The 14,119-nt window shown below is 56.1% G+C and carries 10 protein-coding genes; 3 read left to right on the forward strand and 7 right to left on the reverse strand.

Going from position 1 to position 14,119, the window contains the following annotated elements; translation table 11 throughout:
* Positions 1 to 20: 20 nt before the first annotated feature.
* The gene (locus B3B59_RS12465) at positions 21 to 464 is read right to left on the reverse strand and encodes an Lrp/AsnC family transcriptional regulator (RefSeq protein ID WP_046885195.1); all 444 of its coding nucleotides are present in this window, start codon (positions 462 to 464) and stop codon (positions 21 to 23) included.
* A 106-nt stretch (positions 465 to 570) separates the two neighbouring features.
* Between B3B59_RS12465 and B3B59_RS12470 the strand changes: the two genes are divergently transcribed.
* Complete coding sequence (locus tag B3B59_RS12470; protein ID WP_286809137.1) at positions 571 to 1,467, forward strand: DMT family transporter; 897 nt, start codon at positions 571 to 573, stop codon at positions 1,465 to 1,467.
* On the opposite strand, the gene narI is transcribed toward B3B59_RS12470, so the two are convergent.
* From narI to B3B59_RS12495, 5 genes are all read right to left on the reverse strand, one after another.
* On the reverse strand, positions 1,464 to 2,141 hold the full coding sequence (gene narI / locus B3B59_RS12475; RefSeq protein ID WP_040075260.1) for a respiratory nitrate reductase subunit gamma: 678 nt from the start codon (positions 2,139 to 2,141) through the stop codon (positions 1,464 to 1,466). The genes B3B59_RS12470 and narI overlap by 4 nt on opposite strands.
* Positions 2,141 to 2,851, reverse strand: coding sequence for a nitrate reductase molybdenum cofactor assembly chaperone (gene narJ, locus B3B59_RS12480; protein ID WP_040075259.1), 711 nt, complete (start codon positions 2,849 to 2,851; stop codon positions 2,141 to 2,143). Before narJ ends, narI begins: the two co-directional genes overlap by 1 nt.
* On the reverse strand, positions 2,848 to 4,383 hold the full coding sequence (gene narH, locus B3B59_RS12485; protein ID WP_286809138.1) for a nitrate reductase subunit beta: 1,536 nt from the start codon (positions 4,381 to 4,383) through the stop codon (positions 2,848 to 2,850). Before narH ends, narJ begins: the two co-directional genes overlap by 4 nt.
* On the reverse strand, positions 4,380 to 8,123 hold the full coding sequence (locus B3B59_RS12490) for a nitrate reductase subunit alpha (RefSeq protein WP_286809139.1): 3,744 nt from the start codon (positions 8,121 to 8,123) through the stop codon (positions 4,380 to 4,382). The genes narH and B3B59_RS12490 overlap by 4 nt, the downstream gene beginning before the upstream one ends.
* A gap of 382 nt (positions 8,124 to 8,505) precedes the next feature.
* A complete protein-coding gene (locus B3B59_RS12495) occupies positions 8,506 to 9,903 on the reverse strand; it encodes a NarK family nitrate/nitrite MFS transporter (protein ID WP_040075256.1) in 1,398 nt (465 codons plus the stop codon).
* A gap of 308 nt (positions 9,904 to 10,211) precedes the next feature.
* On the opposite strand from B3B59_RS12495, the gene narX reads away from it, so the two are divergent.
* Positions 10,212 to 12,008, forward strand: a complete 1,797-nt coding sequence (narX, locus tag B3B59_RS12500) for a nitrate/nitrite two-component system sensor histidine kinase NarX (RefSeq protein ID WP_286809141.1) — start codon at positions 10,212 to 10,214, stop codon at positions 12,006 to 12,008.
* On the forward strand, positions 12,001 to 12,651 hold the full coding sequence (narL, locus tag B3B59_RS12505; RefSeq protein WP_040075254.1) for a two-component system response regulator NarL: 651 nt from the start codon (positions 12,001 to 12,003) through the stop codon (positions 12,649 to 12,651). The genes narX and narL overlap by 8 nt, the downstream gene beginning before the upstream one ends.
* Here narL and B3B59_RS12510 read toward each other — a convergent pair whose 3' ends face one another.
* Entirely contained in the window at positions 12,652 to 14,058 is a 1,407-nt protein-coding gene (locus tag B3B59_RS12510) for a YchO/YchP family invasin (RefSeq protein WP_046885189.1), read from the reverse strand. It abuts the gene before it with no gap.
* Between the last annotated feature and the right edge of the window lie 61 nt (positions 14,059 to 14,119).

Consider the following 14,119-nt stretch of genomic DNA (forward strand, 5'->3'; position numbering starts at 1 on the left):
TGCACCATTAGCAGCTGCAGTTACATCGGCGGCAACCGGCGTTTTACCGGCGAACTCTTCACAATTGACGTGTTGCACTGGGCATGTTCGGCCAGACCGTCCAGCAGCGTATCCAGCTGACCGATAGAGCGCACCACCAGCCTGATCACAAAGCAATCCTCCCCCGTGACCTTATCGCTTTCAATGCACTCAGGCATGGCCTGAATATATTTATCAACCTTGTGCAGTAACCCTGGCAATGGCCGCACGCGCACCAGCGCCTGCAAGGTATACCCCAACGCCGCGAGATCCACGCGTGCGCCATAACCCTGAATCACGCCACGCTCTTCGAGCCGCTTCAGACGTTCGGCCGTGCTGGGCGATGTCAGTCCAACCCGGCTGCTAAGCACCTTTAACGACATGCGCGCATCTTCAACCAGACAGGCCAGTATTTGCCGATCGATTTCATCAAGCAGGCTTTCCATCAGTTTCACCTTATTTAAAAAAGCATTTAACCCATTTCGCCTTATTTCCTCTCTGTAAAACATATCAGACTTTTTCGACAATAGAGCCTCAATCAGGAGGTGTGCGATGCAAGATATTCATAAAGGCGTCTGGCAGATGGGTCTGGCGATGCTCATTTCAGGCTCAATTGGCGCGTTTGTTCTTCTTTCTGGTCTGCCGGTGACGGACGTCGTTTTCTGGCGCTGCGCGATCGGCGCCGTAACGCTGCTGGCTTTTATTCGGATCGGCAATAAACCGTTCAGCACCCTCACCCGCACTGCGCTGACGCTGGCAGTTATCGGCGGGATCGCCCTGGTGGTGAACTGGTTACTTCTTTTCGCGGCCTATACGCGCATCTCGATAGGGCTGTCGACCGTGGTCTATAACACTCAGCCTTTCATGCTGGTAATGATGGGGATGTTTTTAGGAGAACGCGTCAGTCTGGTGAAATGGGGGTGGCTGCTGCTCGCTTTTACGGGCGTGGTGATTTTGCTCTCCAGTGAACTTACCGGTGACCATAACGCTGAATGGCTTACGGGCATCGGGCTGGCGCTCGGCGCGGCTTTTTTCTATGCGCTTACAGCAATCATTACCCGTAAGCTCTCCTCCGTCACGCCGCAACATATTGCCTTTATTCAGGTACTGGTGGGCGTGGTGATGCTGTTGCCGATGACGCATATGCCTACGTTTTCGGGCGATTTCCCGTGGCCCATTTTACTCACCCTTGGGGTCGTCCATACCGGCATCATGTATCAGTTGCTCTACAGCGCGATTCAGAAACTACCAACGCCCATCACCGGCTCCCTCTCTTTTATCTATCCGGTAGTGGCTATCCTGGTCGATAACCTGGTGTTTGGTCACTCACTGAATCTGACACAGCTGGCGGGCGGCGCACTGATACTGTTTGCGGCGGCGGGTAACAATCTGGGCTGGGGCGAAAAAAAACCCCGCGAGTGCGGGGTTGATATCAAAACGGTGGATTAGCGACGGGCACGTACCAGCTGGTATCTGCGCGTCAGGTACTCTACCGGCGCGCTCCAGATGTGCACCAAACGTGAGAACGGGAACAGCACAAACAGCGTCATCCCCAGCACCAGGTGCACGCGGAAGACAAAGGCCACGCCGTCCAGATGCTCAGAGGCCCCGCCGTGGAAGGTCACCACGGATTGGGCCCAACCCACGAGCTTCATCATCTCACTGCCGTCCATATGCTGCGCAGAGAACGGAATGGTCAGCAGGCCGAGCGCACACTGCACCATCAGCAGGGTAAGGATCAGAATATCCGCGCCGGTAGTCGTCGCACGCACGCGTGGGCTAAACAGACGGCGTTTCAGCAGTAATAAGCCCCCCACCAGGGTCATCACCCCGCAGGCGCCGCCTGCCAGCATTGCCATTTTCTGTTTCACTTCGATCGGCAACCAGGCTTCATACATCCAGTGCGGCGTTAGCATCCCCAGGAAGTGACCGGCGAAAATCCCCAGGATCCCGATGTGAAACAGGTTAGAGGCCAGGTTCATCCCTTTGCGGTCCAGCATCTGGCTGGAGGCCGCACGCCAGCTATACTGGCCATAGTCATAACGCAGCCAGCTTCCCACCAGGAATACGGTGCCCGCAATGTACGGGTAGATGTCAAAGAAGAACATATTCAGGAAGTGCATTATTGCTGTCCTCCGTTAGAGATATTCAAATATTGCGGGGCAACGGCTCCGGCAAAACGACGCTGGTGAGCCGAGATTTCAGACTCGCCGCAATTCTGGTCAGCAAAGAATTTCACCTGCTCCTCTTCCCAGACGGCATCCAGCGCCTGTGGGGTATCATCGCGGGCTTCGTCCGCGATTTTTTCCGCCACTTTCTCACTGTCGATTGCCGCTTTTGCCAGTTTCACCAGCAGTTCGAACAGAACGGCATACGCGCTTTCACGCTGTTGCAGACGCGCGTTCAGCAATGCCAGAATCGGCGCGATATCCTGCAAACCGCCCAGCGCCTCTTCTTTCGGCAGCTGCGCCAGATACTCCAGATAGAGCGGCAGATGATCCGGCAGCTCACGGCTGTCGAGCTGCAGGCCATGCTGCTCGTACTGCGCCATCAGATCCACCATCGCCTGACCGCGGTCGCGGGATTCACCGTGTACGTGTTCGAACAGCAGCAGCGAGGTTGCGCGGCCACGGTCGAACAGCTGGCTGTAGTCTGCCTGCGCATCAAGCAGATCGCGCGCAAGCAGATCGCGCAGGAACACGCCCAGCTTCTGGGCATCGGCTTTATCCAGATTTTCAGATGACGCGAGTGCATCGAAGAGTTCCTGTTGATGCTGCGCAAGCGCAGCATCCGGGTACTCGAGCAGACGCGAAACAATGACGAGTTCAATCATTGGTGCGGCTCCGTTTTGCTGGTCACATCCATGGCATCGATGCGGCGGCTGTTAAACAGGTTGAATTTGGTGTCAGACCCGTGGCAACCATCACCAAAGGTAAAACCACATCCGCTTTTTTCCGGGAAGGCTTCGCGCGCCTGCTCACGGTGGCTGCTCGGCACCACGAAACGGTCTTCGTAGTTCGCAATGGCCAGATAGCGGTACATCTCCTGCGCCTGCGCTTCCGTCAGACCTACCTCTTCCAGGGCACGGGTATCAATCACACCGTCCACGGTTTCAGTACGTTTGAAGTGACGCATTGCCAGCATACGTTTCAGCGCCAGCAGGACCGGCTGGGTATCCCCTGCGGTGAGCAGGTTCGCCAGATACTGAACCGGGATACGCAGGCTTTCTACGTCCGGCAGAACGCCATTGCTGCCCAGTTCACCTGCGTCAGCCGCAGACTGAATCGGAGACAGAGGCGGCACATACCAGACCATCGGCAGCGTGCGGTATTCCGGATGCAGCGGCAGCGCCAGCTTCCAGTCCATCGCCATCTTGTACACCGGCGATTGCTGCGCCGCGTCGATCACGCTCTGCGGTACGCCATCTTTCAGCGCCTGCGCAATCACTTTCGGATCGTTCGGATCGAGGAACACATCCAGCTGGCGCTGATACAGATCTTTTTCGTTCTCGGTGCTGGCTGCGGTTTCAATCGCGTCCGCGTCGTACAGCAGCACGCCGAGGTAACGGATACGGCCCACGCAGCTTTCGGAGCAGACCGTCGGCATACCGGCTTCGATACGCGGATAGCAGAAGATGCACTTCTCGGATTTACCGCTCTTCCAGTTGAAGTAGATTTTCTTGTACGGGCAACCGGTGATACACATACGCCAGCCGCGGCACTTGTCCTGGTCAATCAGTACGATGCCGTCCTCTTCACGTTTGTAGATAGCACCGCTCGGACAGGTCGCCACACATGCCGGGTTCAGGCAGTGTTCGCACAGACGCGGCAGGTACATCATGAAGGTGTTTTCAAACTGACCGTACATCGCCTTCTGCATATTCTCGAAGTTTTTGTCTTTCGACAGCTTCTCGAACTCACCGCCCAGATCGTCTTCCCAGTTCGGACCTTTCTCGATCTTATTCATGCGCTGCCCGGTGATCAGGGAGCGAGGGCGTGCAATCGGCTGGTGCTTACCTTCTGCGGCGTTATGCAGGTTCTGATAGTCAAAATCAAAGGGCTCGTAGTAATCGTCGATGCCCGGCAGATGCGGGTTTGCGAAGATTTTACCCAGCAGCATGGCACGGTTACCCATGCGAGGCTGAATTTTGCCGTTGATTTTGCGGATCCAGCCGCCCTTATATTTTTCCTGGTCTTCCCAGTTGGTCGGGAACCCGGTGCCTGGCTTGGTTTCAACGTTGTTGAACCAGGCATATTCCGTACCTTCACGGCTGGTCCAGACGTTTTTACAGGTGACTGAGCAGGTATGACAGCCGATGCATTTATCCAGATTCAGCACCATGCCGACTTGTGAACGAATTTTCATTTTACGCTCTCCTGTACCTGGTCATTACCTTCGCCATCTAACCAGCTAATATTCTTCATCTTACGAACCACCACGAACTCATCGCGGTTAGACCCTACCGTACCGTAGTAGTTAAAGCCGTAGGCCAGCTGCGCATAGCCGCCGATCATGTGGGTTGGCTTCGGCGTAATACGGGTGACGGAGTTATGGATACCGCCGCGCTGCTCGGTAATTTCTGAGCCTGGAATGTTCACGATACGTTCCTGCGCGTGGTACATCATGGTCATACCTGCCGGTACACGCTGGCTCACTACCGCACGGGCGGTTAATGAACCGTTGCTGTTGAACACTTCGATCCAGTCGTTATCTTTAATGCCCAGATCCTTCGCATCCGCCTCGCTCATCCAGACAATTGGCCCACCACGACCCAGCGTCAGCATCAGCAGGTTGTCGCTGTAGGTGGAGTGGATACCCCATTTCTGGTGCGGCGTCAGGAAGTTCAGTGCTTTCTCAGGGTTGCCGTTGGACTTCTCACCCATCACTGCTTTCACCGAACGGGTGTCGATCGGTGGACGGTAAACCAGCAGGCTTTCACCGAAGTCGCGCATCCACTGGTGATCCTGATAGAGGGACTGACGTCCGGTCAGGGTGCGCCATGGGATCAGCTCGTGAACGTTGGTGTAACCCGCGTTGTAAGAAACATGCTCATCTTCCAGGCCTGACCAGGTCGGGCTGGAGATGATTTTACGCGGCTGGGCCTGAATATCGCGGAAGCGGATTTTCTCGTCTTCTTTATTCAGCGCCAGGTGCGTATGGTCACGACCAGTGAACTCGCTGAGCGCAGCCCAGGCCTTCACGGCCACCTGACCGTTCGTTTCCGGTGCCAGCGTGAGGATCATCTCTGCAGCATCAATGGCGGTGTTAAGCATTGGCTGGCCTTTGGCCGGGCCCTCTGCTTTGGTGTAATTGAGCTTACGCAGTAGGTCCATTTCGCTCTGGGTATTCCAGGCAATCCCTTTCCCGCCGTTACCGATTTTCTCCATCAGCGGGCCGATAGAGGTAAAGCGCTCGTAAGTTGCCGGGTAGTCACGTTCCACCGGAATAATGTGCGGCGCGGTGACGCCCGGGATCAGGTCACACTCGCCTTTTTTCCAGTCTTTTACGTCCAGCGGCTGCGCCAGTTCGGCAGCAGAGTCATGCTGGATTGGCAGCGTAACCACGTCGGTCTCTTTACCCAGATGACCCACGCACACTTCGGAGAATTTCTTCGCGATGCCTTTGTAGATTTCCCAGTCGCTTTTCGATTCCCATGCCGGGTCAACGGCGGCAGACAGCGGATGAATAAACGGATGCATATCCGAGGTATTCATGTCGTCTTTTTCGTACCAGGTCGCGGTTGGCAGAACGATATCGGAGTACAGGCAGGTGCTCGACAGACGGAAGTCCAGGGTCACCACCAGATCCAGCTTGCCGTCCAGACCGTTATCTTTCCATTCAACCTCTTCAGGCTTCACGCCGCCCTGCTTACCGAGATCTTTGCCCTGGATACCGTGGTCGGTACCGAGCAGGTATTTCAGCATGAACTCGTGACCTTTACCGGAAGAGCCCAGCAGGTTAGAGCGCCAGATAAACAGGTTACGCGGGTGGTTTTTACCGTTTTCAGGCTGCTCCGCCGCAAAGCGGATAGCGCCCTCTTTCAGGGATTTGACGGTGTAATCAACCGGCGACATACCCGCTTTCTTCGCCTCGTCTGCGATACGCAGCGGGTTGGTACCCAGCTGTGGCGCAGACGGCAGCCAGCCCATACGCTCAGCGCGCACGTTGAAGTCGATCAGGTGGCCGCTGTAGCGGGATTTATCCGCCGTTGGCGACAGCAGTTCCTGCGCGGTGACCGTCTCGTAGCGCCACTGGCTGGAGTGGTTGTAGAAATAGGAGGTGCTGTTCATATGACGAGCCGGACGCTGCCAGTCGAGAGCAAACGCCAGCGGCTGCCAGCCGGTCTGCGGACGCAGTTTTTCCTGGCCAACATAGTGTGCCCAGCCGCCGCCGCTCTGACCGACACAGCCACAGAAGACCAGCATGTTGATCAGACCGCGATAGTTCATATCGAGGTGGTACCAGTGGTTCAGACCCGCACCGACGATAATCATTGAACGGCCGTGCGTTTTGTCGGCGTTCTCCGCAAATTCGCGGGCAATGCGGGTGATCTGCGCGGCAGGTACGCCGGTGATCTGTTCAGCCCAGGCCGGGGTATAAGCTTTGACTTCTTCATAGCCGGTGGCGCAGTTTTCATCGTTCAGACCGCGCTCCAGGCCATAGTTGGCCATGGTCAGATCGTAAACGGTGGTCACCAGGGCAGTTGAACCATCTGCCAGCTGCAGGCGTTTCACCGGCAGTTTGTGCATCAGGACGTTGTTCAGCTCAACCTTATTGAAATGTTCGGTGCCGTCGCCGCCAAAGTACGGGAAGCCAACGTCAGCGATCTCATCCTGGCTGCCCAGCATGCTGAGACGCAGCTCGGTTTCTTCGCCGGAGGTGCCGTCGCGCTGCTCCAGGTTCCATTTACCCTTCTCACCCCAGCGGAAACCGATAGAGCCGTTAGGTGCAACCAGCTCACCATTGCTGTTACAGGCAACGGTTTTCCACTCCGGGTTATTTTCCTGACCAAGCGCATCCACCAGATCGGCGGCGCGCAGCATGCGGCCTGCCGCATAGTAGCCATCGCGCTCTTCGAGCATCACCAGCATCGGGAAATCGGTGTAACGACGCACGTAGTCGGTGAAATACTGGCTTGGTTTATCGAGATGGAACTCACGCAGCATAACGTGGCCCATCGCCAGCGCCATCGCGGCATCGGTACCCTGCTTCGGTGCCAGCCACAGGTCGCACAGTTTGGCGATTTCTGCGTAGTCCGGCGTGATGGCAACGGTTTTAGTGCCTTTGTAACGCACTTCAGTAAAGAAGTGGGCATCCGGGGTACGGGTCTGCGGTACGTTAGAACCCCATGCCAGGATGTAGCTGGAGTTATACCAGTCAGCCGATTCAGGCACGTCGGTCTGCTCACCCCAGGTCTGCGGAGACGCTGGCGGTAAATCGCAGTACCAGTCATAGAAGCTCAGGCAGGTACCACCAATCAGGGAGAGGTAGCGGGCGCCGGAGGCGTAAGAGACCATCGACATCGCCGGGATCGGCGAGAAGCCAGCCACGCGGTCCGGACCGTACGTTTTCACGGTGTAGACGTTAGACGCGGCAATCAGCTCGTTCACCTCTTGCCAGGAAGAGCGAACAAACCCGCCGCGACCACGCGCCTGTTTAAAGCTTTTCGCTTTGTCAGCGTCTTCAATAATAGAGGCCCAGGCATCAACCGGATCGCTGTGCTGAACCTTCGCCTCACGCCACATTTTCATCAGGCGTTTACGCATCAGCGGGTATTTCAGTCGGTTAGCGCTGTAGAGGTACCAGGAGTAGCTGGCACCACGCGGGCAGCCGCGCGGCTCGTGGTTTGGCAGGTCCGGGCGGGTGCGCGGGTAATCGGTTTGCTGGACTTCCCAGGTCACCAGACCATTTTTAACGAAAATTTTCCAGCTACATGAGCCAGTGCAGTTAACGCCGTGGGTAGAACGCACAACTTTGTCATGCTGCCAGCGTTGACGGTAACCGTCTTCCCAGTCCCGGTTGGTCTCCAGAACCTGGCCGTGCCCATCGGCAAAAGTTTCGCCCTTCTGTTTGAAGTAGCGAAACCGGTCCAAAAATTTGCTCATCGGGTATCTCCTGTGTGGAGCCTGTGGCTCTCTAAATCGACATTGCTGATTTGCCGCGAAGGTAACGCTATGAAAGATGGTGAGAATTGATAACGATCAAGGCGAAGGGGGTCTGGAGCAAAGGACAAACGAAGCCATACCACCAAAGCGGTATAAAAATAAATCTATTAATTCTTTGTTTTTAAAGGATATTATTTATTTATCGTACAATATGTAAGGGGTCATTTCTGCCCGGAGGTATTAAGGGGTAGGTAGCCCTGTCAGACGATGGCGATCACACTGCTGCATGGGCTACCCGACTGCCCACACATTTAAGTATGTTGTAACTAATTACGGCTAAAAAAAAGCGCGGCATCGAGCCGCGCAAACGGATAATCAAATATTACTTATTTTTATTGGAATTACGGCCATATACCAGCCAGGTCACCAGGACGCAGACGATATAGAAAACAAGGAAGATTTTCATGGCACCGGCCGGTGAGCCGGTCAGCTCAAGGGAGATACCAAAGGCTTTAGGGATAAAGAAGCCGCCAATCGCGCCAATCGCCGAGATAAAGCCCAGCGCCGCGGCGGTGTCGGTACCCGCTTCACGCATTGCCTGCTCTTCACTGCCGCCCTGGGCTTTGACGCGATCCATGGTCAGCTTACGGAAAATAACTGAGATCATCTGGAACGTTGAAGCGCTTCCCAGCCCGGCGGTCAGGAACAGCACCATAAATACCCCGAAGAAGGCAATAAAGCTGCCCCCTTCCCCGTGCGATGGCAGCGTCATGAACAGCAGCGCACAGAAGATGGCCATCACCACAAAGTTCACCAGCGTTACGCGGGTGCCGCCCAGTCGGTCAGATACCATACCACCCAGAGAACGTGCCAGCGCACCAATGAACGGACCAAAGAAGGCGAAGTGCAGGATCTGGACTTCCGGGAACTGCGTTTTTGACAACATGGCAAAACCCGCAGAGAAACCGATAAAGGAGCCGAAGGTCGCCAGATACAGTAATGCCATCACCCACAGGTGCGCGCGCTTCAGCACCGGCAACTGCTCGCTAAGAGAGGCCTTCGATGCTGACAGATCGTTCATAAAGAACCACGCCGCCAGGGTAAAGACCACGAGGAAGGGTACCCAGATCCAGGCAGCATTTTCGAGGTACAGAGAGGAACCATCCGGTTGCTCAACCCCGGTTCCGCCGAAGACAGCGAAGATGGACATGGAAATAGCCAGCGGAGCAAGCAGCTGCATCACGCTCACCCCCATGTTCCCCAGTCCACCGTTAATGCCCAGCGCACCCCCCTGCTTCGCTTTTGGGAAGAAGAAGCTGATATTCGCCATACTGGACGCGAAGTTTGCGCCGGCAAAGCCGCACAGCAGTGAGATGATGACAAAGACGCTAAACGGCGTAGAGGTGTCCTGCACCGCAAAACCCAGCCACACGCAAGGAATGATCATGATGCCGGTACTAAACGCCGTCCAGCGGCGGCCACCAAACACGGGCACCATAAAGGCATAAGGAACGCGCAGCAGCGCCCCGGACAATGATGGTAAGGCCGTCAACATAAAGAGTTGATCGGTGGTAAAATTAAACCCCACTTTGGGTAAGTTAACCGCTACCGCACTGAACAGCATCCAGACGCAGAACGCCAGCAGCAGACAAGGCACGGAAATCCATAAATTACGACTTGCAACACGTTGACCGCGCTGTTGCCAGAATGCCGGATCTTCCGGACGCCATTCTGTAATAACAGCCCCTGTTGCCCGCTCTGGGGCAGATGAGTGACTCATAGACACCTCTGATTATCAAAAGATGCTGCAAACATTAGGGTTTTAAGCTGGCGGTAAGTTGATGCAAATCAAAGGAAAAGTGGGCGAAAATTTGTTAAAAATTTCCACATCACTCGAAGTGAGTAGTATTTAACGCTTAAAAAGGTGTGGTTTTTCACGCTACTGCTCATACCGCCTTCGCGCCTCCTCCCATTCATCATACCTATGGCAATTTGTGGGTAATCCTTTAGAGGTATGGGTATACTCCAGGGTATGCCCGAGAATAAGGCTCCTCCGAGTCCAGGCATTGTCAGGAGCCACACCGCCCTATGTTTAAACGCTGTTTTTCGCCGCTCACCCTGGTTAATCAACTGGTGCTGATTGTGTTGCTGTCTACCGCTATAGGGGTGACCGGCATGGCGATCTCTGGCTGGCTGGTACAGGGCGTGCAAGGCAGTGCGCATGCGATAAACAAAGCCGGATCGTTGCGGATGCAGAGCTACCGGCTACTGGCGGCCGTACCGCTAGAAGAGAAAGATCAATCGCTACTCGACGAGATGGAGAAAACGGCCTTCAGCAAAGACCTGCAAAGAGCGGCACAACGCGACGGGCAACAAGCCCAGCTGCAGGCGCTGCAAGGTTACTGGCACGGCCAACTGGCACCGGGGCTTAAGCAGGCGCAAAGCGCAGACAGCGTGGCCGGCGATGTCGCGACCTTTGTCGGGCGCATCGACGCTCTGGTCACCGCCATCGATCTGAGTACGGAAAAACGCATCGAGCGGGTGGTATTCCTGCACCGGCTGATGACGGTATTTATGTGTTTGCTGCTGGTCTTTACCATCATTTGGCTGCGTGCAAAGTTGCTGCACCCCTGGCGGCAATTGCTGGCCATGGCGCGCGCCGTCACCGAGCGCGACTTTACTCGTCGCGCGAATATTAGCGGTCGTAACGAGATGGCGATGCTGGGCGATGCCCTGAATACTATGTCTGCTGAACTGGCAGAGAGCTATGCGGTGCTCGAACAGCGGGTACGCGAAAAGACCGCCGGCCTTGAACAAAAAAATGAGATCCTCTCTTTCCTCTGGCAGGCCAATCGCCGCCTGCACTCCCGGGTACCGCTGTGCGAACGTCTGTCGCCGGTACTGAATGGGTTACAGAATCTGACTTTGCTGCATGATATCGAACTGCGCGTCTACGACGTGGAGGATGAAGAGAATCATCAGGAGTTTACCTGCCAGTCGGACATGAGTTGCGACGAAATCGGCTGTCATCTGTGCCCGCGACATCTCCCTCCCCTGACCACCAGCGGCACCCCGCTTAAGTGGCGGCTGGCCGATAACCTCTATCAATACGGGATCTTACTGGCGACGCTGCCCGCTGGCCGCCATCTCAGCCACGATCAGCAGCAACTGGTGGATACGCTGGTCGAGCAGCTGACGGCTACGCTGGCCCTCGACCGACATCAGGAAAAACAGCAGCAGCTTATCGTAATGGAAGAGCGCGCTACCATTGCGCGCGAACTGCACGACTCTATTGCCCAGTCGCTCTCTTGTATGAAGATGCAGGTGAGCTGCCTGCAGATGCAGGACGAGGGGCTGCCTGAGAGCAGCAAACAGCTGTTGAGCCAGATCCGCAACGAACTGAATACCTCCTGGGTACAGCTTCGCGAGCTGCTCACTACCTTCCGCCTGCAGCTGACTGAGCCAGGCCTGCGCCCGGCGCTGGAAGCCAGTTGCCAGGAATATAGTGCCCGACTCGGTTTCCCGGTGCAGCTCGATTACCAGCTGCCGCCGCGCTTTGTCCCCTCCCATCAGGCGATCCATCTGCTGCAAATTGCCCGCGAAGCGTTAAGCAATGCGTTAAAACATTCCGGTGCCACGGCGGTGACGCTGACCGTGAGTCAACATGAAAATCAGGTTCGACTCCGGGTCCGCGACAACGGCTGCGGCCTGCCGGAAAATGCCGAAAGAAGTAACCACTACGGTTTAATCATTATGCGAGACCGTGCGCAGAGTCTGCGCGGGGATTGCCAGGTACGTCGGGTCGACACCGGCGGTACCGAAGTGGTAGTGACCTTTATTCCCGAAAAGCCCCATTTATCTTCTCAAGGAGAACATGATGACTAACCAGGAGCCAGCCACAATCCTGTTAATCGACGATCATCCGATGCTGCGCACCGGCGTGAAACAACTGATCAGCATGGCGCAGGACATTACGGTGGTCGGTGAGGCCAGCAATGGCGAGCAGGGTATTGAACTTGCCGATGCCCTCGATCCGGATCTGATCTTGCTCGATCTCAACATGCCGGGGATGAACGGTCTGGAGACGCTGGATAAGCTGCGTGAACGCTCGCTCTCAGGCCGCGTGGTGGTCTTTAGCGTCTCCAATCATGAAGAAGATGTCGTTACCGCGCTCAAGCGTGGTGCGGATGGGTATCTGCTGAAAGATATGGAGCCGGAAGATCTGCTCAAAGCGCTGCAGCAAGCCGCCGCCGGTGAAATGGTTCTGAGCGAGGCTCTCACCCCGGTGCTGGCCGCCAGCCTGCGCGCCAACCGCGCCACCTCAGATCGTGACGTCAGCCAGTTGACTCCACGTGAGCGCGATATCCTGAAGCTGATTGCCCAGGGGTTGCCGAACAAAATGATTGCTCGTCGTCTGGATATCACCGAAAGCACGGTAAAAGTGCATGTAAAACATATGCTGAAAAAGATGAAGCTGAAATCCCGCGTTGAAGCGGCGGTATGGGTCCATCAGGAGCGTATTTTCTAATCACTCTTCCGGCAGCAAGTTCCAGCGCGGGTCATCTGCAGGCGCCGCCAGCAGCGGTTCCGTCAGCGCGAGCGTGATCTCATTGGAGGAGACACGCTGCCCCTTTTCATCTTCCACCACCACTGACAACCGCCAGCGGTTACTCGCCCCTTCGCTATCATCCCAGGCGGGCATAATGATGCTCCAGCCATCGCTGTCATTCGCGTTAGCCGGTGAGGTCAGACTCAGCGCCTGAGCATCCCCCTGCCAGTGCAATTGACGCACGCCGTGAGCACTGCGGATCTGCAATTTGAGCATCACCGTCTCGCCCGGTTTCAGATCCCAGGGGGGCGTAGCCAGCCAAACGGAGAGCGTCTTACGCTGGCGAAACTCCATCACCGGCAGGTTCTGGCGTTCAACCGGATCGTAGCGGCTGCCGCGTAGCGATCGGCTCGCGGCGACTTCGCTGGCTGAGAGCTGTTTCTTTAGCGGTACGCCAAAGCGATAATTTACCTTCAGCCCAAGGTTGTTCTGACTGACGCCGCTCTCGCCCTGTTTATGGGCTGCGGTAAAGGTCAGCAGCGGGATGGGGGTGTAATCCAGCCCCAGATTCACCGCCAGCGGATTGTGGTAGCCGGTACCGCTGTGAAACAGATCGACATTATCGCCAAAATATTGTTCGAAGCTGACGCTGGTATTCAGGTGATGGTAGAACGGCAGCCAGGCTCTGGCGGTCACGTCGTACCCCCGCGCCATCCGCTGCTCCTCCAGCGCAGTGGCGTTGCGCCAGCTGGCCAGCGGGTGGTAGTAGTTGGCCGACAGCCGCAAATATTCACCCCACGCCTCGGCCCCTACGCCCGCACGCTGCAGGTTTTCATCCAGCAGATTGTCATAGAAGGTGTTGTAGCCCACCAGCCAGTTGCCGGCAATCCAACGCTGCCCCACCCCCGCATTACCGACCAGCCCGTCCTCCTGCTGGGTTAAACCCATCTGGCTATAGCTCAGGAAACGGTTGTTATCCTGCCAGGGGATAAACCAGCTACCGTGGCTGCCGGTGAAATTCCCCTCCTGATCTACCAGCAGATCAACGCTGGCGTTGCCCCAGGGCTGAAGCCAGGATTCGATTTGCTGATTGACCTGCTCGCTCACCACATCCCGCACCTGGCCGAAGGCAAACAGCCGGGCCTGCTCCTCGGTTGTCAGGCCGTTATCGGTCATGCTGGCTTCACCAAAGGCTTTTGCCATCTCCGCCAGATGTTTCTCGCCCTCACCGGTAGGACGGGCGAGGCCGAGATCGGGTAAGCCATCGTTATTGTTATCGAAAGGATTTTGTGCCTGCTCAACAAAGGTGTTAGGCGCAGCAGTAACGCTTCCAGCGAGGGAAAGAAGGATCGGGATCAGGATTCTGACGCGAGGTAACACAGCCATTAATGTCGTAAAGGGGGCCCTGTGAAAATCAAAAACACCCCCATACTTTAACGTTTTGTGA

The sequence above is a fragment of the Leclercia sp. UBA2479 genome, assembly GCF_002341985.1.
GTDB lineage: Bacteria > Pseudomonadota > Gammaproteobacteria > Enterobacterales > Enterobacteriaceae > Enterobacter > Enterobacter pneumoniae.

Coding starts and splice junctions, on each gene's coding strand:
- B3B59_RS12465 (WP_046885195.1), bottom strand. CDS start 464: ATGGAAAGCCTGCTTGATGAAATCGATCGGCAAATACTGGCCTGTCTG.
- B3B59_RS12470 (WP_286809137.1), top strand. CDS start 571: ATGCAAGATATTCATAAAGGCGTCTGGCAGATGGGTCTGGCGATGCTC.
- narI (WP_040075260.1), bottom strand. CDS start 2,141: ATGCACTTCCTGAATATGTTCTTCTTTGACATCTACCCGTACATTGCG.
- narJ (WP_040075259.1), bottom strand. CDS start 2,851: ATGATTGAACTCGTCATTGTTTCGCGTCTGCTCGAGTACCCGGATGCT.
- narH (WP_286809138.1), bottom strand. CDS start 4,383: ATGAAAATTCGTTCACAAGTCGGCATGGTGCTGAATCTGGATAAATGC.
- B3B59_RS12490 (WP_286809139.1), bottom strand. CDS start 8,123: ATGAGCAAATTTTTGGACCGGTTTCGCTACTTCAAACAGAAGGGCGAA.
- B3B59_RS12495 (WP_040075256.1), bottom strand. CDS start 9,903: ATGAGTCACTCATCTGCCCCAGAGCGGGCAACAGGGGCTGTTATTACA.
- narX (WP_286809141.1), top strand. CDS start 10,212: ATGTTTAAACGCTGTTTTTCGCCGCTCACCCTGGTTAATCAACTGGTG.
- narL (WP_040075254.1), top strand. CDS start 12,001: ATGACTAACCAGGAGCCAGCCACAATCCTGTTAATCGACGATCATCCG.
- B3B59_RS12510 (WP_046885189.1), bottom strand. CDS start 14,058: ATGGCTGTGTTACCTCGCGTCAGAATCCTGATCCCGATCCTTCTTTCC.